At 32.8% G+C, this 26,107-nt stretch carries 27 protein-coding genes; 24 read left to right on the plus strand and 3 right to left on the minus strand.

The features are described 5' to 3' along the window. Window positions 1-93 precede the first annotated feature (93 nt). From purC to bioD, 15 genes are read left to right on the plus strand one after another with little or no spacing between them, the layout of a single operon-like run. The gene (gene purC, locus DESTER_RS06580) at window positions 94-819 is read left to right on the plus strand and encodes a phosphoribosylaminoimidazolesuccinocarboxamide synthase (RefSeq protein WP_013638870.1); all 726 of its coding nucleotides are present in this window, start codon (window positions 94-96) and stop codon (window positions 817-819) included. A gap of 2 nt (window positions 820-821) precedes the next feature. Further along, window positions 822-1,886, plus strand: coding sequence for a tryptophan--tRNA ligase (gene trpS, locus DESTER_RS06585; RefSeq protein WP_013638871.1), 1,065 nt, complete (start codon window positions 822-824; stop codon window positions 1,884-1,886). A gap of 52 nt (window positions 1,887-1,938) precedes the next feature. Next, on the plus strand, window positions 1,939-3,027 hold the full coding sequence (ribD, locus tag DESTER_RS06590; protein WP_013638872.1) for a bifunctional diaminohydroxyphosphoribosylaminopyrimidine deaminase/5-amino-6-(5-phosphoribosylamino)uracil reductase RibD: 1,089 nt from the start codon (window positions 1,939-1,941) through the stop codon (window positions 3,025-3,027). After that, on the plus strand, window positions 3,027-3,839 hold the full coding sequence (locus tag DESTER_RS08100; protein WP_013638873.1) for a class I SAM-dependent methyltransferase: 813 nt from the start codon (window positions 3,027-3,029) through the stop codon (window positions 3,837-3,839). Before ribD ends, DESTER_RS08100 begins: the two co-directional genes overlap by 1 nt. Further along, window positions 3,832-4,608: a glycosyltransferase gene (locus DESTER_RS06600; protein ID WP_013638874.1), complete on the plus strand. Its 777-nt coding sequence runs from the start codon at window positions 3,832-3,834 to the stop codon at window positions 4,606-4,608. The genes DESTER_RS08100 and DESTER_RS06600 overlap by 8 nt, the downstream gene beginning before the upstream one ends. A 35-nt stretch (window positions 4,609-4,643) precedes the next feature. Continuing rightward, on the plus strand, window positions 4,644-6,728 hold the full coding sequence (locus tag DESTER_RS06605; protein ID WP_013638875.1) for a glycosyltransferase family 2 protein: 2,085 nt from the start codon (window positions 4,644-4,646) through the stop codon (window positions 6,726-6,728). After that, a complete protein-coding gene (locus DESTER_RS06610) occupies window positions 6,712-7,962 on the plus strand; it encodes a glycosyltransferase (protein ID WP_013638876.1) in 1,251 nt (416 codons plus the stop codon). The genes DESTER_RS06605 and DESTER_RS06610 overlap by 17 nt, the downstream gene beginning before the upstream one ends. Before the next feature lie 28 nt (window positions 7,963-7,990). Beyond that, window positions 7,991-8,845 (plus strand): hypothetical protein, encoded by an 855-nt coding sequence (locus DESTER_RS06615; protein WP_013638877.1) that lies wholly within the window; start codon window positions 7,991-7,993, stop codon window positions 8,843-8,845. Next, a complete protein-coding gene (locus DESTER_RS06620) occupies window positions 8,842-10,275 on the plus strand; it encodes a glycosyltransferase family 2 protein (protein WP_013638878.1) in 1,434 nt (477 codons plus the stop codon). Before DESTER_RS06615 ends, DESTER_RS06620 begins: the two co-directional genes overlap by 4 nt. A 28-nt stretch (window positions 10,276-10,303) precedes the next feature. Then, window positions 10,304-11,164 (plus strand): flagellin, encoded by an 861-nt coding sequence (locus tag DESTER_RS06625; protein WP_013638879.1) that lies wholly within the window; start codon window positions 10,304-10,306, stop codon window positions 11,162-11,164. A gap of 57 nt (window positions 11,165-11,221) precedes the next feature. Then, on the plus strand, window positions 11,222-11,590 hold the full coding sequence (locus DESTER_RS06630) for a flagellar protein FlaG (RefSeq protein ID WP_013638880.1): 369 nt from the start codon (window positions 11,222-11,224) through the stop codon (window positions 11,588-11,590). A gap of 12 nt (window positions 11,591-11,602) precedes the next feature. Beyond that, on the plus strand, window positions 11,603-12,946 hold the full coding sequence (gene fliD / locus DESTER_RS06635) for a flagellar filament capping protein FliD (RefSeq protein ID WP_013638881.1): 1,344 nt from the start codon (window positions 11,603-11,605) through the stop codon (window positions 12,944-12,946). A gap of 20 nt (window positions 12,947-12,966) precedes the next feature. Further along, a complete protein-coding gene (fliS, locus tag DESTER_RS06640) occupies window positions 12,967-13,329 on the plus strand; it encodes a flagellar export chaperone FliS (RefSeq protein ID WP_013638882.1) in 363 nt (120 codons plus the stop codon). Next, the gene (locus tag DESTER_RS06645; protein WP_013638883.1) at window positions 13,302-13,553 is read left to right on the plus strand and encodes a hypothetical protein; all 252 of its coding nucleotides are present in this window, start codon (window positions 13,302-13,304) and stop codon (window positions 13,551-13,553) included. The genes fliS and DESTER_RS06645 overlap by 28 nt, the downstream gene beginning before the upstream one ends. Beyond that, window positions 13,550-14,173 (plus strand): dethiobiotin synthase, encoded by a 624-nt coding sequence (bioD, locus tag DESTER_RS06650; RefSeq protein ID WP_013638884.1) that lies wholly within the window; start codon window positions 13,550-13,552, stop codon window positions 14,171-14,173. The genes DESTER_RS06645 and bioD overlap by 4 nt, the downstream gene beginning before the upstream one ends. On the opposite strand, the gene DESTER_RS06655 is transcribed toward bioD, so the two are convergent. Continuing rightward, window positions 14,156-15,598 carry a TrkH family potassium uptake protein gene (locus DESTER_RS06655; RefSeq protein WP_013638885.1) on the minus strand — a complete coding sequence of 481 codons (1,443 nt, stop codon included), beginning with the start codon at window positions 15,596-15,598 and terminating at the stop codon, window positions 14,156-14,158. The genes bioD and DESTER_RS06655 overlap by 18 nt on opposite strands. Then, the gene (locus DESTER_RS06660) at window positions 15,595-16,887 is read right to left on the minus strand and encodes an NAD-binding protein (RefSeq protein ID WP_013638886.1); all 1,293 of its coding nucleotides are present in this window, start codon (window positions 16,885-16,887) and stop codon (window positions 15,595-15,597) included. Before DESTER_RS06660 ends, DESTER_RS06655 begins: the two co-directional genes overlap by 4 nt. A 17-nt stretch (window positions 16,888-16,904) precedes the next feature. On the opposite strand from DESTER_RS06660, the gene murJ reads away from it, so the two are divergent. The 8 genes from murJ to aroC all read left to right on the plus strand — a co-directional run bounded on the left by murJ (window position 16,905) and on the right by aroC (window position 23,878). After that, window positions 16,905-18,404, plus strand: a complete 1,500-nt coding sequence (gene murJ / locus DESTER_RS06665; RefSeq protein WP_013638887.1) for a murein biosynthesis integral membrane protein MurJ — start codon at window positions 16,905-16,907, stop codon at window positions 18,402-18,404. Window positions 18,405-18,419: 15 nt separating this feature from the next. After that, window positions 18,420-19,181: a prolipoprotein diacylglyceryl transferase gene (gene lgt, locus DESTER_RS06670; protein WP_013638888.1), complete on the plus strand. Its 762-nt coding sequence runs from the start codon at window positions 18,420-18,422 to the stop codon at window positions 19,179-19,181. After that, window positions 19,178-20,092: a branched-chain amino acid transaminase gene (locus tag DESTER_RS06675; RefSeq protein WP_013638889.1), complete on the plus strand. Its 915-nt coding sequence runs from the start codon at window positions 19,178-19,180 to the stop codon at window positions 20,090-20,092. The genes lgt and DESTER_RS06675 overlap by 4 nt, the downstream gene beginning before the upstream one ends. A 197-nt stretch (window positions 20,093-20,289) precedes the next feature. Continuing rightward, window positions 20,290-20,547: a ribbon-helix-helix protein, CopG family gene (locus tag DESTER_RS06680; RefSeq protein ID WP_013638890.1), complete on the plus strand. Its 258-nt coding sequence runs from the start codon at window positions 20,290-20,292 to the stop codon at window positions 20,545-20,547. Continuing rightward, on the plus strand, window positions 20,528-20,932 hold the full coding sequence (locus DESTER_RS06685) for a type II toxin-antitoxin system VapC family toxin (RefSeq protein ID WP_013638891.1): 405 nt from the start codon (window positions 20,528-20,530) through the stop codon (window positions 20,930-20,932). Before DESTER_RS06680 ends, DESTER_RS06685 begins: the two co-directional genes overlap by 20 nt. Window positions 20,933-20,959: 27 nt before the next feature. Beyond that, window positions 20,960-22,396, plus strand: a complete 1,437-nt coding sequence (locus DESTER_RS06690; RefSeq protein ID WP_013638892.1) for an ASKHA domain-containing protein — start codon at window positions 20,960-20,962, stop codon at window positions 22,394-22,396. Further along, complete coding sequence (locus DESTER_RS06695) at window positions 22,393-22,656, plus strand: DUF4911 domain-containing protein (RefSeq protein WP_013638893.1); 264 nt, start codon at window positions 22,393-22,395, stop codon at window positions 22,654-22,656. The genes DESTER_RS06690 and DESTER_RS06695 overlap by 4 nt, the downstream gene beginning before the upstream one ends. A gap of 55 nt (window positions 22,657-22,711) precedes the next feature. Beyond that, window positions 22,712-23,878, plus strand: a complete 1,167-nt coding sequence (gene aroC, locus DESTER_RS06700) for a chorismate synthase (protein WP_013638894.1) — start codon at window positions 22,712-22,714, stop codon at window positions 23,876-23,878. Here the strand turns inward: aroC and DESTER_RS06705 are convergent. Continuing rightward, a complete protein-coding gene (locus DESTER_RS06705; RefSeq protein ID WP_013638895.1) occupies window positions 23,860-24,969 on the minus strand; it encodes a glycosyltransferase family 4 protein in 1,110 nt (369 codons plus the stop codon). The two genes, aroC and DESTER_RS06705, sit on opposite strands and share 19 nt — an antisense overlap. Before the next feature lie 94 nt (window positions 24,970-25,063). Here DESTER_RS06705 and DESTER_RS06710 point away from each other — a divergent pair, with 94 nt between their 5' ends. Further along, window positions 25,064-26,065, plus strand: a complete 1,002-nt coding sequence (locus DESTER_RS06710; RefSeq protein WP_013638896.1) for an IS5-like element ISDeth1 family transposase — start codon at window positions 25,064-25,066, stop codon at window positions 26,063-26,065. Window positions 26,066-26,107 lie beyond the last annotated feature (42 nt).

Genomic DNA, 26,107 nt, shown 5'->3' on the forward strand with positions numbered 1-26,107 from the left:
CTCTCTATGAGAGTATAAAATTTTGAAGTAAAGATTATAGCACTGTATAATTTTCCTAGTACAAAAATATAGGAGAATATAGGAGGAAATAACATGGAAAAGAAAGAAAAGCTTTACGAAGGAAAAGCAAAAGTTTTGTATAAAACAGACAACAAAGATCTATTAGTTCAATACTTTAAAGATGATACAACAGCATTTGATGGTGCAAAAAAAGAGGTTCTTGAGGACAAAGGAGTTATAAATTGTTCAATATCTACAGCTATTTTTGAGTACTTAGAAAAAAACGGCATAAAAACTCACTTTGTTGAAAGACTTTCCTCAAGAGAAATGCTTGTTAAAGGATGTGAGATTATTCCTGTGGAAGTAGTTGTTAGAAACATTGCTGCTGGTAGTTTTTCAAGAAGATATGGAGTAAAAGAAGGAACTCCTCTGAAAAAACCTCTTGTTGAATACTTCTACAAATCAGACGAACTTCACGACCCAATGGTTTGTCCAAATCACGTTTATCTTTTTGAGTGGGCTACAAAAGAGGAACTTGAAGAGATGACAAACACGGCTCTTAAAGTTAATGAACTTTTAAAGAAGTTCTTTGACGAGATAGGCATAATCTTAGTTGATTTTAAACTTGAGTTTGGAAGACACAACGGAGAAGTAATCCTTGCAGATGAAATTACTCCAGATTCTTGTAGACTATGGGATAAATCTTCAATGGAAGTTCTTGATAAAGATAGATTTAGAAAAGATATGGGTAAAGTGGTAGAAAGCTATAAGGAAATCTATAAAAGAATAATGGAAAGATATGAAGGAATGAAGGAGTAAGCATGGAGAAGGAAATTCTCGTTAGCAACGTTGATAAAGAAATGAAAATTGCACTTGAAAAGTATGAAGAACCTAAAGATATAAAAAGAGTTCTTTCAGGAATGCGTCCAACCGGAAAAATTCACCTTGGAAATTACCTTGGAGCTCTAAAAACTTGGTTGGAACTTCAGGATAAAGCTGAGTGCTTCTTCTTCATTGCCGATTGGCATGCAATAACCACTTCTTATCACGACACTAAAGATTTGGCCGATAATACCCTTGAAATGATGGCAGATTGGGTGGCTGCCGGCTTGGATCCTGAAAAATCTGTTTTGTTTGTTCAGTCATCTGTAAAAGAGCATGCCGAGCTTCATCTTCTTTTAAGTATGATTACTCCTGTTAGATGGCTTGAGAGGAATCCAACTTACAAAGAAATGATGGAAAACCTAAAGGATAGAGAACTTGCAACTTACGGATTCCTTGGATATCCAGTTCTTCAAACCGCAGACATAGTTCTTTATAAAGCAGATACAGTCCCTGTTGGAATAGACCAAATTCCTCACTTAGAACTTTCTCGCGAAATTGCTCGTAGATTTAACAGATTTTTTGGAAAACTTTTCCCTGAACCTCGTCCCTACCTTTCCGAAGCACCAAAGCTTCCAGGACTTGACGGTAGAAAAATGAGCAAATCCTACGGAAACTGCATATACTTGGCAGATACCGAAGAAGAGGTAAACAAAAAGGTAATGTCAATGGTTACTGACCCTTCAAGGGTCAGGAAAACCGATCCTGGACATCCCGAAATTTGTTCTGTTTTTGCTTATCACAAAATATTCACTCCACTAGATAAGACTAAAGAGCTTGAAGAAGCTTGCAAGAAAGGAGAAATTGGCTGTGTTCAATGTAAAAAAGAACTTGCCAAAAATTTAAACAACTTTTTAGTGCCAATAAGGGAGAAAAGACAGTCTCTACTTTCTAATCCTTCTAAACTCATTGAGGTTTTTTCTGAAGGTTCAAAGAAGGCAAGAGAAGTTGCTAAAAAAACAATGGAAGAAGTTAGAAATGCTATAAACTTCTTAAAGGTTTGATTCTCTTCCTTTTCTTTCCTTCTTTTCTAACTCTATTTAAGGTTGGATACGGATGACCCAAGATGAAAAGTTTATGAAACTTGCTATTAGCGAAGCTTATAAAGCTAAAGGGAGAACCCTTCCTAATCCTGCAGTTGGGGCTGTTATAGTTAAAGATGGCAAAGTAATAGCAACAGGTTATCATGAAAGAGCTGGACTTCCCCATGCAGAAAGCGTAGCAATAAGTAAAGCGGGGGAGAAAGCAAAAGGAGCAACCCTTTATGTAACTCTCGAACCCTGCAACCACTATGGGAAGACTCCCCCCTGTTCAGAAAAAATAATAAAAGCAGGAATAAAAAGAGTTGTGGTTGGAATTAGAGATCCAAATCCTGTTGCTAGAGGGGGAGTTGAAAAATTAAAAAATGCAGGAATAGAAGTAAAGGTTGGAGTTCTTGAAAAAGAGTGTTTTGAACTTATAGATGATTTTATCGTTAATTTAAAGGAAAAACGCCCTTTTGTTTCCTTAAAACTTGCAGCAACACTTGATGGAAAAATTGCAGATTATAAGGGAAATTCCAAGTGGATAACTTCCGAAGAATCGCGAAAACTTGTCCATATTCTAAGAAGCTATCACAACGCTGTAATGGTTGGAATTGGAACAGTTCTAAAAGATGACCCTTTGCTTAACGTTAGAAAAGTTCCGGCGGATGTTCAACCAAAAGCAATAGTTGTTGATCCCCACTTAAAAATTCCTCTAAGTTGCCGATTAATAAAAAGTAGAAGTGAAGACTTGATAATTATCACTACAAGGGAAAGTATGCTTTCTGATAAAGCTTTAATTTTAAAAGGAAAAGGGGTTAAACTACTAGAAGCAGGTGAAAATTCTATTGAACTTAAGATTGCTTTGGAGAAGTTGAAAGGAGAGTTCGGTATTTACTCAGTTATGTGTGAAGGTGGTTCAAAGTTAGCGTGGAGTTTGTTAGAAGGGAATTTAATTGACAAATTCTATTTATTTTACGCTCCTAAAATTTTGGGTGGAAAGGGAATGTCAATGTTTGATGGTAGCTTTTCGATAGAGGATGCTCATCAAATCAGGCTCTTCTCGATCAATAGTGTGAGTAATGATTTACTAATTAAAGCTTACAGGGTAGAGGCAATATAATGAAACTGAGTACTACAGGAAATGCTGAAAGAAATCTGCTTTACATTCCTAAGAATATAAAAAAACTAGAAGAAAAAAAGTACAGTTTAGGAAGGGAACTTTTGAAGGACGGTATTCCTAGAGGAACTACCTACTTTATTGCTGCGGAAAGAATAAAAAATGAAAGCAAAGTTTTAGAAGTAGGCTGTTCTTATGGTTATTTTGGTAAGCAACTAAAGAATTTAAAACAGGTAAATATAGTTGGAATAGATATTGATAGAAAAGCTTTAGCTGAAGCTAAAAAAACAGGTGCTTATGATACATTGTTAGAGATGAATTTAGAATCTTTCCAATCTCTTTATGAGTTAAAAAATAGATACTATGAAAGCTTCGATACTATTTTGTGTTTAGATGTTTTAGAACATATAAGAAATATAAATGAACTTTTTTTGACTTTAATTTCTTTGCTGAAACCCAAAGGGGAACTAATAGTAAGTATTCCTAACATAGGACATTTAGACATTATTTACAATCTATTAATTGGAAGATTTAATTATTCTCTTCTAGGAATACTTGATAACACTCATCTAAGGTTCTTTACTGAAGATTCTTTTAGGGACTGGATTCAGATTATATCTGAAGATAACGAGTTGAACTTACAAGTAGAGTTGATTGGACAAACATTCTCAGATCGGATAGAACTATCTGGAGAGTTGGATGATAATCTACAAGAGTATGTAATAAAGAAGCTGATTTCAATGAGTAAAAAAGTGAACAATAAAAATTTATTTGTCGTTCAAAATTTGTTCTCAGTTAGGAGATATAATGGGTAACAAAAAGGGAATAAGTTTGTTAATTCCTACTTATAACCGACCTCATTTCCTCCGTAGAGCTCTCATTTCTGTCTTGAATCAGACTAGACTTCCCGATGAAATAATAATTTCCGATGATAACCCTCATTCCACTGAAAACTTCGAGGCAATTAAAGACTTGGTAGAACAATACAAAGGACTGATAAAATATTGGAAAAATAATGAAAGGTTAGGTGTAGAAAAGAATTATTCCAAGTTATTAGAAGAAGCAAATTATGAGTATATAAAGTTTCTTGCAGATGATGATCTGTTGCATCCAGAAGCCTTAGAACTAATGGAAAAAGTCCTAAACAAGTATGAAGATGTTGTTCTTGTTTCCTCTCACAGAATTCCTGTCAACGAAGAAGAAGAGTTTATTCATGGCATAGAAGCTACTAAACCTTTATGTAAGAAAGATCAAATCCTAAATGGAAAAGAAGTAATAAGAAAATCTCTAACTGATTTAAAAAACTACGTAGGAGAGTTTTCAACCTATATGTTTAGAAAATCTCTTCTTGATATAAATCCTTTTTACTTTTGCAACTTACATTTTAGAGCAAACGCGGACTGGGTTTTATGGATGTATTTATTGTCAAAAGGTAATTTTTTTTACTACTCTCGTCCTTTATCTTTCTTTACTATTCATTCTCAACAAGATCAAGCTAATTTAAAAGTTCAAACTCTAGGATTTAAAGAACGTATTAAACTTATTCTTAATGAAGAACTTCACAAAACACTTAAATTTTTTTAACTCCAAAGGAGAAAGCAAAAGCTATTGAAAATTTAATGACAGATTTTAAATATCTTAAACTTAAATTTTCTGAAAAAGAAAGAATTGAAATAATAAAGAACCTACTGGAAATTTATAAAAAGAGATTATCTAAATCAACCTCAAATGAAAAGTACATACGACCTCCTTTTTCTGTTATAGTCGTTACTCATAATTCTTTCTCGACTATAGAACCTTTATTTGCGTCTCTCAAAGCTTCTATAACTGATAGAGACGAAATAATAATTGTTGATAATGCCTCAAAAGATGAAACTCTTTCTTTAGTTGAAAAATTTACAGAAGAAAACAATATTAAGAATATAAAAATTTTAAGCCTTAAAGAAAACATAGGCTATGCAGCAGCGATAAATAAGGGAGTAAAGATATCTAAACATAACTATCTTGCTTTTGTTAATCCCGATACTGTCCTTCCAAACAATTGGATTACTATTGTTTACGAACATCTCAAAGAAAAACAGGTTGGAGCAGTAGGTGCAATTTCAAATTATGTTATTGATTTTCAAAATATACTAAGATTTTCCAACCTTGCTAAAATTCTTAAAGATGAAGACTTCTGCAGATATGTAAACTTGATTAACGAACACTTAAGAAATCTATACAAAGGGCAATTTGAGGAGAAAAATTTTCTTGTTGGTTTCTTCTTAGCAACTAAGAAAGAAGTTTTTAAGGAAGTTGGTAAGTTTGATAAAGAACTCTTTTTGGGAATGGATGATCTAGACTACTCTTTAAAATTAAGAGAACACGGATATAAACTTATTCTCCCTAAAGATCTTTTTATTTATCATCAAGGACATGTATCTTTTAAAAAGAATAAAGAAGCCGAGAAACTCAAAGAATTAACAGAAAATACATTTGCAGAAAAACTAGTTAAAAAATATGGATTTGGAAAAGTTCCTCTTCCTGAGAAACTTTGGGCTGATAAAGATGCAATTTATTTTGCAGCTTTTGTACCAACAAACCCTAAATATAGGTTTATGTTCAAGTTTTTAGATAAGGATATAGATTTCCGTCATGTAGCTCAAGAAATTTTAAGAAAACCAAAAATTGGAATTGTCACTGTTACTTACTTTTCTTCTAACGATATATATATTATGGCAAAAAGTTTATTCAATTCGACTTATCAAAATTTTCATTGGTACATTATAGATCATTCCGAAGACAAAGAAGAATTTGAACGTTTAAAGAAATCAGTTTCAATTTTGTCTAAAGAGAAAATAACAGTAATAAATAGAAAAAATTCTGGTTACGCAGCAGGTATAAATTTTGGTACTAACTTAGCTCTCAAAGATAGCTGCGAATATATTTGGATTTTAAATCCAGATGTAGAAGTAGAATCAAACACACTTTTAGAACTTTTAAAAACCTCTTTATTTACTGGAGTTCCTGTTGTAACCTGTAAAATGAAAGATTCTTTGGAAAGAGATAAACTTCAATACGATGGATTTAAAGCTAATTATAGACCTTTTTCAGATTATCCTCAAAGAATACGTAAGGTTTTCTTCCTATCCGGAGCTAATATATTTTTAAAATCAGATGTAGTTAAAAAGATAAAATTTAATGAAAATTATTTTCTCTATTTTGAGGACAACGATTTTCATGAAAAATTACAGAAGATAGGTATTGAACCCATTTATACTCCGTATGCTACTATTTATCACAAAAATAAAAACGAGACCTTTCCGAATTCTCCTATAGAAGTTTACTATTTTTACAGAAATCTAATTTATTTCTTTAAAAGAAAAGCAGATTATCCCTTTATAATTAAAAATCTAAAATTTGCCTATGAGCACTTCTTTTCTAAAAAGAAAAATTTAAGAGCTCTAATTTCTGCAATTTACGATGGTACATTTAACATTTTAGGAAAAAAAGACCTTTCCTCTAAATTTCGTGCCTTAAAAGACGATAATAAAATTTTAAAGGAATATTTACAACTTAGAAGGATAAGTAAGGTGCTTGCTCTTGAAAAAGGAAGAAATTATCTACTCCTAAAACCAAGACATTCCGAAATATTTTTTAAATATTTAAAAGACGCTGTTTCTATCATGTTTTATTCGGAGGAAAGAAATGGAAGAAAAAGTTAGCGTTCTGGTAGTTACGAACAAAGAATTTAATGGCGATTTACTAGATTCCTTAGAAGAAAATAAAGAATACATAAAGGAAATAATCTTTTCTGGAAAAGAAACAGAAATTCCTCACGAATTCAAAGAACTTTCTGTTCCAGTAAAATTTCTTAACATTGAAAGTAATAATAAAGCCATACTAAGGAACAAACTTGCTGAAACTGCATCTTCCGAGTTCTTACTTTTCTTAAATTCAGGCTGCTCATTAGAAGATTCCACTATTGAAGAACTTTTAGAAGAAATGGAAGAAACTAATGCAGATATAGTCTATCCCAATCTCATAATCCAATTTTCTGGTGAAGAAAGCATAAAAAATTATCATGATTTATATGGAAAGGAAGTAGATCTTGTAAAAAGTCTATCAGCTGAAGAATTCCTTCCAGAATGGGGAATTTTAGTAAAGAAGTCTTCTCTCATTTTTTTAAATTATTTTAATGAGAATTTTGCAGATTATGAGTTTTATGAGTTCATATACAGGAACTTACGAAAACTAAAATTAAGACTTTCTGAATTTAGTTATGTCAACCAAACTATTTATGATTCATTTATAGACACTTCCTATAGAAGTTATGTTGTTAGAGAATTAATCTTAAAAAATTTTGATTGGAAAACGGAAATTTTTCCATTCCTTTCTTGGGATGAAAAACCGGAAATAGCTGAAGCTACAGCTCTTACAATAGTGGGAGAGCGTCTTGTACATTATTATGATTATTTTAATGCTACCGATTACTATAGAAGAGCTTTATTAACTTTTCATAACCAAGAAACTTTACGACAGTTAGTAAAAACATATATAGATATGGGACTATTCGATGAAGCTAGAAAACTAATTACAGATTTGCAAGGTGTTTCTAAAAAAGATCAAGAGGAAATGACATTTTACATAGACAAAATTTCTTCATTAATAGAGGAACTAGAAAAAGCTGTTGAAGAAGGAAAGCTCGTAGAGGTCATAACTGCTATACAGGAAGTTACAAACTTTTATAGCGGAGCTCCTATTTATAATATACTTGGTGTTATTAAATGGATACAAAAGGAATTTGACGAAGCTTACAAGTTTTTCTATAAAGCTGTTACAATGAATCCTTTAAGCAAAGACTATCTTTACAACCTTATAGGCATGGCAAAAGAAACTGGAAGAGAAAAAGAAGTAAAAGGACTTATTGAAAGATTAGTAAATAGTCTAAATAATTAAAAAACTTGTAGTCATGTGGATTGATGACATGGAAGTAACAATATATTCAAAATCAATAACTTCTTTTAAAAGAAAGAAATTTTTTAAAAGACTAAAAGAACAACTTAGCACTAAAAGATTAATTTTTACTGTAACAACAGGACGAAGTGGTACTGCCTATCTTTCTAAAATTTTTTCTCTTGTTCCTAATATTTCTGCATTTCATGAACCCGAACCAAACTTTGTAGATGTAATGCGATTAGCTCTTGAAAAACCAGAATTGGCAGTAAAGTTTTGGGTACTTGAAAAACTTCCTTTTATTGCTAAAACTCCTCACAATGTTTATTGCGAAACAAGTCACCTTTTTTGTAAAGGCTTCTTTTATCCTCTGATTGATTTAGGTTTTCTTCCTGAGTTAATTATCCTGAGAAGAGAAAAAAGAAAAGTAGCAAAAAGTTTGTTTGAACTCAATACAATTCCCGGCAAAACTTCCCTTGCTCTCTTGTACTATCTTAAACCAGATGATAAAGGAGTTTTCCTCCCTATCAAGGATTGGCAAAAACTTCACGACTATCAACTTTGCTATTGGTATTGTCTTGAAATAGAAAAAAGAATGGAAGTTTTCAAGAAAGAAGTTTTAAAAAGACATGGAAAAGTATACGATATAGAATTTTCACAGATATTGTGTTTTAATGGAGTTATGTCCTTAATTAAAAGTATGAATCTTCTTCCTTACTCTAATTTTGAAGGCTTTGTAGAAATTTTAAATCAAGAAATAGGTAAAAAGGTAAACGAAAAAAAGGAAGAAAAAGTAAGAAAACTTGAAAAAGAACTCTCTACTTCTCAGATAGAAGAACTTGAAAAGGAAGTAGAAAACTTAGTAAATTATTCGGGGTACAAATGAAAATTTCCGCGTGTATAATTGCAAAAAATGAAGAAAAAAATCTTCCTCGACTATTAAAAAGTCTCAAAGGTAAATTTGATGAAATAATTCTTGTTGATACCGGTTCCACCGACAAAACAAAGGAAATTGCTAAAGAGTATGGTTGCAAGGTTGTAGAACATGAATGGAAAGGCTTTGCTGATGCCAGGAATAGAGCTGTGGAAGAAGCAGCTGGAGATTGGATATGGCATTTTGATGCTGATTTTGAACTTGAAGAAGATGAATATAAAAAAGCTCTTCTTTTTCTAAGAAAGCTACCAATAGAAATTAAAGCTGTAATGATCGGCATTAAAAATCTTGATAATTCCGGCCATATCAAAGGAATTTCGTCTCACATATTCATTCACCGAAATGAAAATGGAATTAGATGGGTTGGAAAAGTTCATGAAACTCCTAATGTTGAGGAAGCAATAGGAATCCCTGTTTTTGTAAAGCACTATGGATATGCAGATCCAAAAGTTCAATTAGAAAAAGCAGAAAGGAATTTAAAACTCCTCTTACAGGAAATTTCTACCCTAGAAAAAGGTAGTCATGAATACATCCTAAAGCTTTTTTATCTTGTCCAAACATATACAATACTATCTTATAGAAATAAAGAATACTTACAAAAAGCAAAAGAAGCTGCTGAAGAGTTCCTATACTTAACAAAAGAAAAAGAGGAAAAATTCGGTTTCTTTTTTATATACGTGTACAACTATTTACTTAATATCTTAAAAATGATGAAAGATAAAAAAACATTTGAAAAATATCTTTTCGAAGTTTTAGAAAAAGATTTTCAAGTTCCTGACTTTTATATATTAGCTTATCACTTTTATAAAGAACAAAATAAATTAAAAAAAGCTTTAAAAAATCTTAGAAAAGCTGCTGAGCTTTTTGATAAATCGCAGAAAAATCCTTTTTTTATAAAAATGTCATTCGCTTCTGATAAGCTAAAGGAATTTGAAAAAATAATACTATCAGAAGACTTAATCAGTGAAGATTACGAATCTGAATTAAAAAAAGAATGGAAAAAAAAGAAGGGAAGAAATTTAGGTCTTCTTTTTTACGCAGTTTCTAATAAAGATAGATTGAAAACTATAAAAAAATTAGTAATGAGATATCCCGACGAATTAACGGTATTTCTTCTTTTTAAAGAATTAGAAAACAAAAAACTTTGGAAAGAAATAGAAAAGTATGTAAAAACATTCTCCGACTTTTCAATATCTTACCTATATAAAGGAAAATTATTTGAAAACAAAGGGATGATAGAAGAAGCACTTTCTTACTACTTAAAATATCTTGAGCTCAATAAAGACTTTAATGTAGCCTTACATGTTAATTCTTTACTTCGTGAGTCAGGAATTATAGAGATTAACTCTAAAATAAATAGATTAACCTCCGATAATAAATAATAGAAACAAATTAAAGAGGAGGTAAGTTATGGCTCTAAGAATTAACTACAACTACCAGTCAGATTTTACACATTTTAACTTGCTTCAAACAGAAGCAAACATGAATAAGTCTCTTGAAAGACTTGCTACAGGTTATAGAATTAATAGAGCAGCCGACGATGCTGCTGGTCTTTATATCGCAGACCAACTTAAAACGTATGCAGTATCTCTTGAACAAGCAACAAGAAATGCTCATGATGGTATTTCAATAGCTCAAATTGCTCAATCTGCTCTTACTAATGTATATAACATTCTCAATGATATTAAAGCAAAAGCAATTGAAGCTGCTAACGATTCACAAGATAGTGCAACAAGGCAAATTATTCAGCAAGACATTAACAAACTCGTAGACGTTATCGGAAAAATATTTACAGACACAGAATTTAACGGTATAAACGTTTTTAGCTCAGGAACTGCCGTGACATTTACTATACATTATGGTGGTAGATCCGGTCAGGAACTTTTAATGCAAGGTGCAACAGCATCAGCTGCAGCTGCCGCTGACACAAGTGCTCCATCAACAATTACTTTAGGAAACACTGGATATACTTTAGATGTTACAAGCCAAACAAAAGCTGAAGCTACTATTAGTACTGTTGATGCTCTTATTAAAGAAGTAGATAAACTTAATGCAAAATATGGTTCTTACCAAATTGAACTAGAAAAACTCATTACAAATAATGAAAGCCAAAGAATTAACTCTCAAGAAGCAGAATCAAGAATTAGAAACGTTGACTTTGCTAAAGAAATGTCTGAATTTACAAGAAATCAAATTCTCATGCAGTCTGGTACAGCTATGCTTGCTCAGGCTAACCAGCTTCCACAACTTGTTCTTCAGCTTCTTAGATAGTAAAATTCAAGGAAGGGAGCTAGCTCCCTTCCTTTAACAGTACTTTAGAGGTTGGAAATGGATGTTAAGCCTATAGCGGATGTGCAATCATCTATTCAAATGAATTCTCAAAATTTGGAAGTTCAAAATCAAAAGTTAGTGGATAAACATGGAAATATAGACACAGTTAACATTCAAAAAGAAAAGGAAAAAGATAAATTATCTCCTGAACTCATAGAAAAAGTGATAGAAGATCTAAAGAAAAAATTATCAATGCTTAATACCCAGCTTCAAATAAAAATAGACAAAGATACAGATATAGTTGTTGTAAAAGTAATAGATAAAGAAACAAATAAAATTATAAGACAAATTCCTCCTGAGTATGTATTAAAAATAGCTAAATACCTAGATGAAATAGCAGGATTACTTTACAATGAAAAAGCTTAAAAGGAATAGATTATGGCTGGGGAAATCTATATTAGTAATTTAGCTGGAACGTTTGATTATCAGCAAATACTGGATGCTTATTATCAAGCTCAGATGCAACCGATTTTACTACTTCAAAGCCAAGAAAGTACTTTAGATAAAAAGATCTCAGCTCTTCAAAGTTTTGCTAGTAAAATAGATGACATATATAATGCCTTTAATACTTTAACTTCTTCTACTCTTTTAGATGAAAAGCAGGTGGTAGTATCTAACGAAAACGTACTTACAGCAACTATAACTGATTCGGCAGCAGCAATTGAAGGAAATGTAACGGTTGATGTAAAACAACTAGCCAAGAATGATGTTTGGCTTTCTCAGGCTGGAGTTGCAGACCTATCCTCTGCTGTTGCTACTGCCGACGGTACTATTCAAATCTCGTATGCAGGAAGTGTTGTCGCTACTATAGATTATGATACTAATACTTCCGATTCTACAAAACCTTCGACTTTACAGGAAATCGCAACTGCAATAAATAATGCCCAAAGTGTAGTTAAAGCATCTGTTATCTTTGACGGTTCCAGTTACAGACTTCTTTTAAGCGGTGCTGATACAGGAAGCAGTAATGTAATTTCTATAGATGAAACAGGAACGGGTGATTTATTAGATCAACTTCAGCTGGGAACTAACTATACAACAAGTCATGTTCAAACAGCTCAAGACGCAGTAGTATCAATTTACGGTTCAGATATTAGTAGTTCTACAAATACTTTTAGTAATGCCATTCCTGGCGTTCAATTTACCGTAAAACAGGAAAATACTTCTGCAACTATTTCCGTTGAGAAAAATTATCAACCTTTTAAAGATGCTTTAGATCAATTCATTTCATCTTACAACGCACTTGTAGATTTTGTTCAAACAGAAGGCGGTAAAGATGGAAGTTTATCTGGAGAAACAACCTTACAGTTTATAAGATCTGGAATTCTTTCAAGAATGCAACCACTTTTAAACTTGGGAATTTTTTCCGTTGATAAAGACACAGGACACATCTCAGTAGACACTACTAAACTCGACGAGATGCTAAACAATTCTCCTACTACTGTATCTCAGGTCATTAGCGATCTTAAAACATCATTATATGATTACCTACTTTATCTCAAAGATCCTAGAGGTCCTGTTGAAAGCAAAGAAACCAGTTTAAATAATCAGAAAACGCTTTTGGAAGATCAAATAGGAAACATGCAAAAACTTATTAATTCTCAAATAGAACTATTTAAGCAGCAGTTAATTCAAGTTCAACTTCTTCAAGAAGAAATGAATCAGATAAAGGCAAAACTTACATCAACATTTGGAACTACTTCTATTTTACCATCAAACTAGATAAGGAAAGGAGCGGATAAATGTCTTTTAATCCCTATTTAAAAATGCAGGTTGAAACAGCCTCGCCTGTTGAACATGTCATTCTTCTTTACGAAAAAGTAATAGTACTTCTTAAAGAAGTTGACGATTGTATAAGTAAGAGTGATGTTCAGGGAAAGATTAATGCAATTGTTAAAGCAGAAAGAATTATTAGAGTTTTGAATGATTCATTGGATATGGAAAATGGAGGAGATATAGCAAAAAATCTTAGAGATTTATATGAATTTATTCTTCATTCTTTAGTTATTATAAATGCTAAAAATGATCAAAAGCTTCTAAGTGACGTTATCTACATTTTAGAAACCTTGAAGGAAGGATGGGAAGGAATAAAAAACAAAGTTTAATAGATAAATTAAGAATCTTGATAGAAAATGATGATTTCGAAAAAGCTCTTTTTGAACTTAAAAGGTTAAATAATGAAGAGTTTTTGAAGAGCTTAAGTCCTGAGGATGCCAAAGCTCTTATGTCTTATTTTGAAGATTTATCAAGAATTTTAAGTAAAAAGGAACTAGAACTTAAAAAGATAATTCAAAATACCAAAAATATTAAAAGTGCATACCTGCGATGATTTTAGTAACAGGAACTGATACAGGAGTAGGGAAAACTTTTGTTACGGTTTCAATTCTTAGGTACATGAAAAACATTGGTAGAAATATTTGTGCACTAAAGATAGTTGAAACAGGCTGCAGACCTATATGTGAAGATGCAAGGAAAATTTCTGCAGTTTGCAAAGAAAGTATAGATCCAATTTACAGCTTTAAAACTCCTGTTGCTCCATCTGTTGCTGCTGAAATTGAAAATAAAGAAATTTCTATAGAAAAAATAAAAGAAAGAATCCTTTCTTTTTCTAAAAACTATGAAGAAACTTTATTTGAAGGAGCAGGAGGTCTTTTAGTTCCAATAAGAGAAAAATATACTTTCCTTGACCTTGCAAAAGAATTAAATATGGAAGTTTTAGTCGTTGCACTAAATAAGTTGGGAGTTATCAACCATACACTTTTAACTGTAAGAATATGTCAATTAGAAGGAGTTAATGTAAAAGGAGTAATTCTCAATCACAGGGGAGATGTTGACGAAAGTTCAAGAACAAACTATAAAACTTTAAAAGAACTCCTTAATGTTCCTATTTACTTATTTTCAAAACCTGAGGATGTTGAAGCTTTTGTCCACTTAATCTTTCCAGAATGAGGGAAGTAAAAGAGTAAGTATAGAGAATATCTCCAGTCTTCCCAAGATCATCTCTAACGATAGGAGAAACTTATCAAAATCTGAAAAGAAAGAAAAATTCCCTGCAGGTCCTACTTTTCCTAGACCTGGACCAAGACTTGTTATACATGCTATTGAAGCAGAAAAAGAAGTTATTAGGTCGTAACCAGAAAGAGAGATAATGAAACCAAAAATTATTGTAGTTATAAAGTATAAAGATATAAAGGCCCAAATGGTATTAAGAACAGACACATCAAGAAGCCTATTACCAAGAGCAACGCGATAAACAAGCGTAGGATGTGCAGTTTTATAGAGCTCCCTATACATCGTCTTTATCATAACTATGAATCGGAACTGCTTTAAGCCTCCTGCTGTTGAACCTGCTGTTGCTCCAATGAGTGCCAAAATCATCAAAAGAGCAAGAACTGAAGAAGGCCACGTAGAGTAATCAGTAGAAGCAAAACCTGTAGTTGAAGCTGCAGTTACTACCTGAAAGAATCCATACCTAAAGGCAGTAACTACATCTGAATAAACTCCATCTTCAAAAAGCATAAAAGTTACAAAAAGAGTGGATAAGAAAATAATTATTAGATATGTTTTTACTTCATAGTACGAAAAAAACGATTTTAAGCTTTTCCTCTTAAAAGCCCTATAATAGAGAGAAAGATTAATTGAACCTAAAATCATGAAGATAGTTATTACCATTTCTACAGAAAAAGAGTTAAATTCTCCAACACTTCCATTTTTTGTAGAAAAACCTCCTGTAGCAACTGTTGCAAAGGTATGATTTACTGCTTCATAAAAGCTTAAGCCACAAAGTTTAAGAAGAACTATTTCCAAAATAGTCAAGGATAAATAGACAATTAAAATAGCTCTTGCAACTTTTTTAACTTTTGGAAGGACTTTCTCTTCTACTGCCTTTGAAGCTTCAAATCGCATAAGTTGAGCCCCACCTGTTCCAAAGGCAGGTAAAATAGAGAGAGAAAAGACAACAAAACCTATACCACCTATCCAGTGTGTTAAAGAACGCCATAGCAGAACGCTTTTAGGTAGAGACTCTATATCTGTTAAAATAGAAGCTCCTGTCGTGGTAAAACCAGAAACTGATTCAAAGTAAGCATCAAAAAAATTAGGAATGGCTCCCGTTTCCATGTAAAGAAGAGCTGAAAGAGCTGGAAACAAAAACCATATAAGAACAACAGATAAAATAGACTCCTTTATGTTTAATTCTTCCTTTTTAAATTGAATTCCTACAAGGAAAACAGAAAGACATAGTAAAATTGGATAGAGATAATCAAAAAACAAACCATCTCCAGTAAAAAGAGAATAAAAAGCTGGAATGAGAAAAAATAAAGAAAGTTTAAAAAGTAAAGAAGTTACATATCTAAAAACGACTGTTATTCTCATCCTTTTTTTCCTATGCAGATAAGTTTATCTCCATTTTCTAAAACCGTATCTCCTTTTGCAATAAAAAGTTTTTCTCCCTTTTTGACAGCTATTATAAGTCTACAACTTTTAAGCTTTGCTTCAGATATCTTTCTTCCAGAAAGTGAAGAGTCAACTTCTACTTCGACAATATCTATATCTTCTGAAATTTCTGCAATATCAAGCACTCCTTTTTTACTTAATTTTTTATAAACTTTTGACGCCAAAAGTTTTCTTGGAACAATAGGTGCATCTATACCTATAGATTCAACAAGGACTTCATACTCTGGATGAAAAACTAAAGCACATGCCTTTTTTGCCCCTAAATTTTTAGCCAAAATACACGACAAAATGTTTGCTTCTTCATCATCTGTAAGCGAAATAACTAAATCGCTATTTTGAATATTTTCAGACTTTAAAAGTTCAACATCTGTAAGTTCACCATGAAAAACAGTAATACTTGGGAATAAGCCAGAAACAAGGTCGCAAATTTCTTTTTGAGGAGATACAAATTTGAGATTCACCTCTTTAAATTGAGACAACTTACTTAGAAGTTCCTCTGTGAGCTTTGAATATCCCAAAACAAAAACAGACTTTATCGGAGAGTAGTTTATTCCAAGTTCTTCAACAAGACTTTTAATTTTTCCTTCATTAACAGCAACATAAATCTTATCATCAGGATATATAAAACTCTCTCCCCGCGGAATGATTATCTTTCCTTCTCTTTCTATAGCTACAATTGTAAACTCAACCTTGTTTCTTGTTTCTCCTAACTCCTGTATCTGCTTACCAGCAAGAGAATCTTCTACTTTAACTAAGTATTTAAATATGATGAGCTCTTCATTTTCCAGTTTAACAGTTGAAAGGGCAAAAGGATATTTAACAATAGATAAGACAGTTTGTGTTATTTCAGAAAACACGTTTACTGTATCTACTTTAAGAAAGTCCCTTACAGGAGGAGAAGAAAACGCTTTATTGCTAACCCTAAGGATTACATTCTCTTTATTGAAAACTGCCTTTAGGAGAACAGCTATTGCTACGTTTTTTTCTTCATTTTCAGTAACAACTATAAAAAGATCAAAATCTTCCACTCTCTTTAAACAGTTTACGTCAAGAGCATTACACGGAAGACCAAGAATGTCATAACTATATGAAAGTTGTTCTACCTTCGCAGAATCAACATCTATAACAGCTATTTCGTGGTTCTCTCTTGAGAGCTTCTTAGCAAGATAACTACCAACAACACCTGCACCTATAATACATACTTTCATTTTTTATAATTCCTTTTATGAAATCTATATTCAAATCAACATTAATTGTATCACTCTCTATTTTTACTAGCAGAGTCCTTGGACTTATAAGGGACATTGTAATAGCAACTTTATTTGGAGCAAGCGGTTTAACAGATGCTTTCTTCGTGGCTTTTAGAATTCCGAATCTTTTAAGAAGAATATTTGCTGAAGGTGCTTTTAGTTCTGCTTTTACTCCTGCCTTTGCTAAAAAGCTTAAAAGATCTACCTATGAAGCCAAGCTTTTTGCAGAAAGCTTTTTTGCAGTTCTACTTGTTTCCTTACTTTTGACCCTTTTCTTAGGTGAACTAATAGCTCCTTTCATTGTAAAAGTAGTCGCTCCAGGACTTCCAGAAATTTATCTTGACATCACAATAAAGTTATTAAGAGAAATGTTTCCCTACATTTTCTTTGTTAGCCTTGTAGCTTTTTATGGAGGTATTCTAAACGGTTTTGAACACTTTTTTGCTCCAGCAATCTCAACAGCTCTTTTTAATTTAGCAATAATACTTTCTGCACTTTTGCTTTCTGAAAAGCTTTCAGTTGGAGCTCTTGCAGTTGGAGTTTTAGCTGGAGGAATACTTCAAGTTCTTCTTCAACTTATCTTCTTGAAAAGATTTAACTTTTTAATCAAACCTAGATTTAAGATAACTAAAGACGTAAAAAGAACTCTTAAAAACATAATTCCTGGAATATTTGGATTTGCCGTAAGGCAATTTTCCATGCTCATAGATACTGTTCTTGCCTCTTTTTTAAAGGCTGGAGCAATTTCCTACCTTTATTACGCCAATAGATTCGTTCAGCTTCCTCTTGGAATGTTTGCAGTTGGACTTTCTCAAGTTTTACTTCCTCGTCTTGCCAAAAAATCTAATGAAAAAAAGAATCATTATAAAGAGTTAATAACAGGTCTTCTTCTTTGTTCAGCAATAATTATTCCTGCTTCTGTTGGTCTTATTTTTTTTGGAAAACCCATAGTTGACCTTGTATTTAACCACGGAAAGTTTACAGAAGAAGCTCTAAACGAAACTTATTTAGTTCTTATAGGTTATTCGTTTGGTCTTTTTTTCTTTTCTATAGAAAAGATTGTTACCAATGCCTACTACTCTTTGGACGAGTACAAATTTCCTGTAAAAGTTTCAGCTTATACTCTAATTTTTAATCTTTTTATAAATGTTATTTTCTGTTTTCTTTTAGGTTTTGGAGTTGTAGGTTTAGCACTTGGAACAAGTCTTACTTCTTTTTTAAACGTTCTGATTCTATGTTATAACTTGGAAAAGAAAGGAGATCTCGTTAAAAGAGTTTTTTTAATGTTTTTTAATTACTTCGTTCTTTCAATTCCTGTTGCTTTTATTTCTTTTATCGGTACAAAGCTCTACTTTTTATCTTCTTCCTTCTCATCAAAACTAATTGTTGTTTTAGCTACTCTTCTTATTGCTGTAATTTCTTATTTTATAGTTTTAATTTTAAAGAGGGATAAATTTATTCTAATTCTAAAATAAGCTTTGGAGGTTAAAGTGTATCCCATTCTTTTTAAGATCGGTCCAATAACTATATATACCTACGGCGTTATGGTTGCTCTTGGAATTTTCTTTGGTTCCCTTATACTGATGAAACTTGCAGAAAAAGAAGGAATTCCATCTAAAGACATTGCAGACACTGCATTCTGGACAGTTATTGCAGGAATAATAGGAGCAAGAGTTTTCTTCTTCCTTTACAATCCTCAATATTTAGACCCTTGGTATAGACTCTTTTTCTTCTGGGAAGGAGGTCTTGTTTGGTATGGTGGAGTTATCTTTGGAGCTCTAACGGCAGTTTACTTTATAAAGAAAAGAAAAATTCCTTTTTGGAAATTTGCAGATATAGTCGCAATCCCTTTATCTGTTGGTCTTGGATTTGGAAGGATTGGTTGCACTATGGCAGGGTGTTGCTACGGTAAAGAGTGTGATGCTCCTTTTGCAATTATCTTTCATGACCCTCACTCTGCTGCACCATTAGGAATACCTTTATACCCAACACAACCTATTTCTTCAGCTGCTAATTTCTTAATAGCTGGAATTCTTTATCTTCTCTACCGCAGAAAAAAAGCGACAGGCGAAATTTTTGGTTTCTATCTAATTTTTTATGGAATCTTTCGATTTCTAATAGAGTTTTGGAGAGCAACTCCAAAAGAAATACTCGGAATGATGAGTAACAATCAAGTAATAAGTATTATAATGGTGGCTACAGGTTTAGTAATTGTTTACTATAGAAGAAAAGTTGCAGGAGGAGTTAAATGAAAAGATATGCTTACTTTGAAGGAAAATTTGTTCCTATCGAGGAAGCTAATATAAATATTCAGACAAATTCCTTTCACTATGGAACAGCTATTTTTGAGGGAATTAGAGCTTACTGGAATGAAGAAAAACAGCAACTTTTTGGACTTTTCTTTAAAGAACATTACGAAAGAATGTTAAGAAACTGCAAAATCCTAAACCTTCAAGTTGAAAAAAGTGCCGATGAACTTGTGGATATTACTGTAGAGCTCCTAAGAAAATGCCAACACAGAGAAGATACTTACATTAGACCTATAGCTTACTTTTCTGACCTTAAGATTTCTCCAAAACTTATTGGCTACAAAACAGAAGTCGCTATCTACACCCTTCCTCTTGGAGATTATTTAGACCTTTCAAAAGGATTAAAGGCTAAAACTTCTTCTTTCCACAGAATAAACGACACAATGATTCCGGCAAGATGCAAAGTTGCAGGTGCCTATGTAAATAGTGCATTTGCAAAGACAGAAGCACTTCTTAACGGCTATGATGAAGCAATTATGCTTAATCCTGACGGAACAGTTGCAGAAGGAAGTGGTGAAAACCTTTTCATTGTTAGAAACGGTAAGCTTATAACACCACCTTCTCACAGCAACATTCTTGAAGGTATTACAAGAAATGCAGTAATCGAACTTGCAAAAAACGAACTTGGAATTGAAGTTGAAGAAAGACCTATTTTAAGAAGCGAAATTTATGTTGCAGATGAAGTCTTCTTTACAGGAACTGCAGCTCAAGTTGCTCCAGTTGTTCAGGTTGATCACGTAACCATAGGAAATGGTGAAATAGGTGCTATTACCAAAAAGCTTCAAGAAGTTTACTTTTCAATAGTTAAGGGAGAAAACAAAAAGTACTCTCACTGGTTAATTCCAATTTACTGATTTCCTCCCCTCTACCGCTGTGAGGGGTTTCCCGCTTCACAGGGTGCGACAGCACTCTAAAAGATGTAATAGGAAAATTGATGTTGTTGTGAAACCTATTCATCCAAAAAAGCTTATTTTTAGTGGAAGCATAACTCTTGCCAAAGCAATGATTTAGGAATAATGTATAGATACATCAACTATTAGTGAGGAATAGGATGAAGAGAACCCAAATATACCTAGATGAAAAGCTTCATTATCTTCTCAAAGAAGAAAGTAGAAAAAGTGGTAAAACTATTTCCGAAATAATCAGGAATAGATTATGGAATTCTTTTAAAGAAAACAGCAATAGAAAAGAAGCTCTCCTCAAAGCACTGGATAAGGCTTTTGGAGCATGGGAAGAAAGAGATATGGATCCAGAATCTTTTGTAAGAGAACTACGAAAGGGGAATAGAATTGATAGTTTTGGATACTGACGTTCTAATCTGGATATTAAGGAAAAATAGAGAAGTTAAAGAGCAGTTTGAAAAGGCAGTAGAAGATACTGCAGGACAACTTTACATAACCACTATTCAGATCACAGAAATTTTTGCTGGTATGCGTGAAAAAGAAGAGCAGAGGACAAGAGAGTTACTTGAAGCTCTTTCTCTTATCACAATAGACAGGGAAATTGCTGAACTTGCTGGGGACTTTATAAGAAAATACAGGAAATCTCACTCTGTAGAACTTGCTGACGCAACGATTGCAGCTGCTACAAGAAAGACTGGAATGAAGTTATGGACATACAATAGAAAGCATTACCCAATGTTAAATGAAGATGAGTTTTATCCTAAATTTGTGAAAGATTTAAAAATCATTTGAAAGCTTACGGTTTGGAATGAATTAAAAATGAAGCTATTTGTTGAGGTTCCAGAAGGAAAAAGTCTTTATCAGATCCTTAGAGAAAAAGGTTTTATGAAGTCAGCTTACTGCGGTGGGAGGGGGACGTGTAGAAAGTGTACCGTTAAAATTAACGGAGAAGAAAAGCTTGCTTGTCTTACATTTGGTCCTTACAAAGGTGAAGTTGAAGTTTTTGAAGAAAGACTTGTCTTGCAGGGAGAAGTTTTACCTTCAATTCAAGTAGACTGTCCACAAACTGGTTTTGGAGTTGCTCTTGATCTTGGAACAACAGGAGTAGAGGGAGCTCTCTTTGACCTTTTTACAGGAAAATTCCTTAAAAGTTATAAAACACTAAACTTCCAGTCTTCTTTTGGAGCCGATGTAGTAACAAGAGTTGAACTTGCAAGGAAGAACTACAAAAAACAAAGGGAGCTCCTTCTTGAAACGATTTCTTTTCTCCTTAAGCAATTTGGTAAAAGTATCCTAGAAGTCGTTGTTGTCTCTAATCCTGTAATGCACCACTTTTTATTAGGACTTCCTGTAAGCGGTTTTGAAAAATATCCCTTTAAATTAGAGGTAGAAGAAGAAGTCTACATAAGCGGAAAGGAACTTGATATTTCTGACTTTCCAAATACTTTCTTTTATTTTCCACCTCCCTTTAAAAACTTTATAGGTTCAGATTTTCTTTCAAATCTTCTTTATTTTGAAAGTCAAGGATTTGAAAACTTTGGGATAGCAGACCTTGGAACAAATGCAGAGTTAGGAATCTACAAGAAAAACCTAAAAGTAGCTGCTTCTGTTCCGGCTGGACCAGCCTTTGAAGGAGTAGGACTTTTTAGCGGAATGAGAGCTACTAAAGGAGCTATATATAAAGTTTTCTTTGATGGTAGAACTTTTAAATATTTTGTTATCGGAAATGAAAAACCACAAGGCATTTGCGCAAGCGGTTACTTTGACATCATCTATCTACTTAAAAGTTTTAGGATTGTAAATAAAGAGGGAACTTTTGAGAAAAACCTAAATCCATTGATTGCCAATTATGTAAGAGAAGTTAAAGGTCAAAAAGCTTTTGTTCTTTACGAAGATAAAGAAAGCTTAATTGCTATTACTCAAGAAGATATAAGAAAATTTCTCCTTGCAAAAGCTAGTGTTTATGGAGGACTTTCTGCTCTTATTGAAAAAGCAAATATTCCAGACAAATTTTTCTTTAGTGGAGCTTTTGGAAGTCACATAGATAAAAGGAGCATAAAAGGAGTAAAGCTAATTCCTGAAAACTTACCGGAAGTAAAGGCTTTTGGAAATGCTGCACTTAAGGGCGCAGCTCTTCTTCTTGGAAGCAGAAAGAAACGAGAAAGGATAAAAGAGCTAAAAAGAGAAGTAGAATTTTTAGAACTTGCGACAAACAAAACTTTTGAGACAAAATACATTGAGGGGATGGAGCTTTGAAGAAAGCTATAATGAAAGGAAGAAATCTTTTGTGTAAGGTTGACGTTAAGGACATAGCATTTTTAAATGCTATTTTCGAATGGTACCACGAAGTTGCAACAGTAAGAACAAAAGATAGAAAAGAAGGATTAATAGAGCTCTGGATAGCTCCTACTTTTTATGAAGATGCCTTAAAAGCTATAGATTACCTTAAAAGTGGTGGTTTTGTAAAAAAATTTGAAATAGTAAAAGAAGTAGGAGACGACTGGCATAAAGAATAGTTTTTCGCGAAATTTTCGTAAAATACCATCCACAATAAAACTTTAGGAGCTAACAATGTTAAGATTTTTTACAGCAGGAGAAAGTCACGGAAAGGGAATTTTTGCGTATCTTGAAGGAATTCCAGCAAACTTTGAGATAGATTTTGATTTTGTTAATAGAGAGCTCTCAAGAAGACAGAAAGGTTACGGTCGTGGTGGCCGAATGAAAATAGAAAAGGATAGAGTTGAGTTTTTATCCGGTGTTAGACTCGGTAAAACTCTTGGTTCTCCAATTTTAATGGCTATCTGGAATAAAGATTATAAAAACTGGGAAGAAATAATGAAACCTGACCCAGGTGATTTACCTGAAGATAAAAAAGTTACAAGACCAAGACCTGGACATGCTGACCTTTCTGGAGTTTTAAAGTATGGTTTTGACGACGTTAGAAATGTATTAGAAAGATCGAGCGCAAGAGAAACGGCAGGAAGAGTTGCAGCTGGAGCTCTTTGTAAAGATATATTGAGAAGACTCGGGATAACAATTGGAAGTTACGTAATTTCCATAGGTAGCGTGGAAGTTCCTAAAAAAGTCTTGGAAAGTCTTTCATACCTTGAAAGATTTGAAAATGCAGAAAATTCAGAAGTTAGAATTCCGATAGATGACTTAAATCTTGAAAAAAGATTTAAAGAAGAAATTGATAAGGCAAAAGAAAACGGAGAAAGTCTTGGTGGAGTGTTTGAAGTTTTTGCTATAGGAGTTCCAGTAGGACTTGGTAGTCACACTCAGTGGGATAAAAGGCTTGATGGAAAAATAGCTCAGTCAATCATGTCTATTCAAGCTATAAAAGGTGTTGAAGTTGGAATTGGATTTGAAAGTGCAAAAACTATAGGTTCAAAAGTTCACGACGAGATTTTCTACTCTGAAGAAAAAGGTTTTTATAGAAAAACAAATAGAGCTGGTGGTATTGAAGGAGGAATGACCAACGGAGAACCTATAGTTATAAGAGCTGCCATGAAGCCTATTCCTACTCTTTACAATCCTTTAAAAAGCGTAGACATAAAAACTAAAGAACCTTTTGAAGCATCAATTGAAAGATCTGATGTTTGTGCTGTTCCAGCAGCAGCAGTCGTTGGAGAATCAATGCTTGCAATAACTTTACTTTCAGCACTCTTAGAAACTTTTCCTGCAGATAACTTTGAAAAATTAAAAAAATGGTTTGAGTTTTACTTGAATGATGAATAGTTTATGAAAATCTTTGCAAGTTTTTTTGCTTCTTCTTTCCAAAAGAATAAGTTTTCCCTAAGTTTTTCTTTATTGCAGTCTATATTTTTGTTAATGAAAGAAAATAACGTATCCTTTAAAATGTTTTTTTGTGGATTTATGTATATAGAACCTTTGCCTCCTGCTTCTTTTAACTCAGGGATATTTGATGTTATAACGCAACAACCACAGGCACGTGCTTCAAGAACAGGAATTCCAAATCCTTCGTACATTGAGGGTAAAACAAAAACAGTTGCTCCACTATATAAAAGAGGAAGTTCTTCATCTGGTATATATCCCAAATATATTATCTCTTCTTTAAACCTCTTTATCTTTTGGTAAAGTTTATTTATTTTCCAACCTTTATTTCCTACAAGAACAAGCTTAAAATCTTGCAAATACCCTTCTTCTTTTAACTCTAAAAAAGATTCTACTAATAACTCAAGGTTCTTTCTTGGTTCAAGAGTTGAAACAGAAAGGATATATTTACTATTAATTCCTTTACTTTTTAAAAAAGATTCTACCTCTTCTCTTTTCCGGGGATAAAATAGAGTATCATCAACTCCCGGATAGACTACAACGTCGGTTTCTACTCCCAAAAATTTCTTCAATCTTTGAGCTGTTCCTTTCGAAATTGTCACAACAACATCTGATTCCAATATACTTTTCTTAAAAAAAAGCTTGTGGTTAATTTTTGTTAACGTCTTCATTGTTTCTGGAACAAGATATAAATTCAAATCGTAAACAGTTATTATCTTTTTTATGCTTTGATCTAAATAAAGAGGCATTATTGGCATTCCAGACCAGAAAAAATCCAGATTATATTGGTTTATCAAGCGAAAAGAAAACAACCTCAGCCATAAAGAAAAAGGGAGTTTTCTTAAAAAAGGGTTTTCTTCAACTATTACAGAAAAATTCTTTCCAAAAGGAATTTCATCTGGTTTTCTTTGAGAGAAAATGAAAAATTCTGCCTCAGGTAAAAAACTTTCAAGATGTTTGCAAAGATTATATATATAGTTACCTATCCCTGTTCTTTTACCCAAAAAAAGATTTCCATAAATACCTATTTTCATCTTTCTCCACTGTGTTTGATTTTTATTTTTTTAAGTATACCTAGAAAAACTTTTTTTTCAAAAAGCATAGTACAGTGATGAGGGTGTTTGAAAATTGCCAAAATTAAGAAAAAAGCCTATCCTCTCCGGTATGAAAGCGAAAAGACTAAATTTCCACAAAGTACTCAACCTATCAAAAACATACATGAACCGGAGAGGACAGGCTGTACTGGTATATTTATATCCTTTTAAAACCAAAAGAGGAAGACCCAAGAAATACCCTGACGAGATAATTCTTACCCTTCTTTTCCTCCAAGTAGCCTGGAACCTATCATTCAGAGACCTTGAATATTTGGCAGTTCAGATATTTGGAAGAGAGAATATTCCTGATTTTTCAACCTATTATTACCGACTCAAGCAACTACCTTCCATTCTCCTTGTAGATTTTCTGAACTTTGTCTCTCGAAGACTCTTAGGGAAGTATCATAAAGAACTAAGATTTCTGATAATAGATGGAACTGGCTTCAAATACAATGAGATTTATCCATTGAAAATTCTAAGAGGCAAAGAGATAAAGGAGGTAAAAAGCCACGTTAAAGTTGTTGTATTAAGCGTTCATCTAAAAGATGGAAAAAGGTTCATTCTTACTGCATTACCTGGAGAGAGTTACGCTTCGGAAGTGAAACTTGGAGAGAAAATAGTTAGGTGGTTAAACGAAAGGGGATTTATATGGAGAGCTTTGAAAGGAAAGCCATTTTTAGGAGACAAAGCTTATGACAGCATTAAGTTTATTGAGCTTGTTCTGTTAGTAGGCTTAAAGCCTTACATAAAGGTGAGAGAAACATTAAGGAAGGGAATTAAATCTGAGATTAGGCTTAAATGCAAAGAGCTTTTAGAATCTGATGAAATTTACAGGTTTAGAGGACTGATAGAGAGTATTTTTGGAGAAGTTAAGCAGGATGTTGGAAGTTACGAGAAAACAAAGAGCTTTCATATAGCTCAACTGTTTGTTTTAGCTAAGTTTATCCTCTTTAACATGGGAGTTTTGTTCTTTGTCTGGATGATTTTTCAAACACTCTCGTACAGTGATTGGAAAAGCTACAAAATTTTTCTATAATCCAGTTAGTAAACAGGAAACTTTCCAAAGGAGGGCTACCTA

This window comes from Desulfurobacterium thermolithotrophum DSM 11699 (assembly GCF_000191045.1).
Taxonomy (GTDB): domain Bacteria; phylum Aquificota; class Aquificia; order Desulfurobacteriales; family Desulfurobacteriaceae; genus Desulfurobacterium; species Desulfurobacterium thermolithotrophum.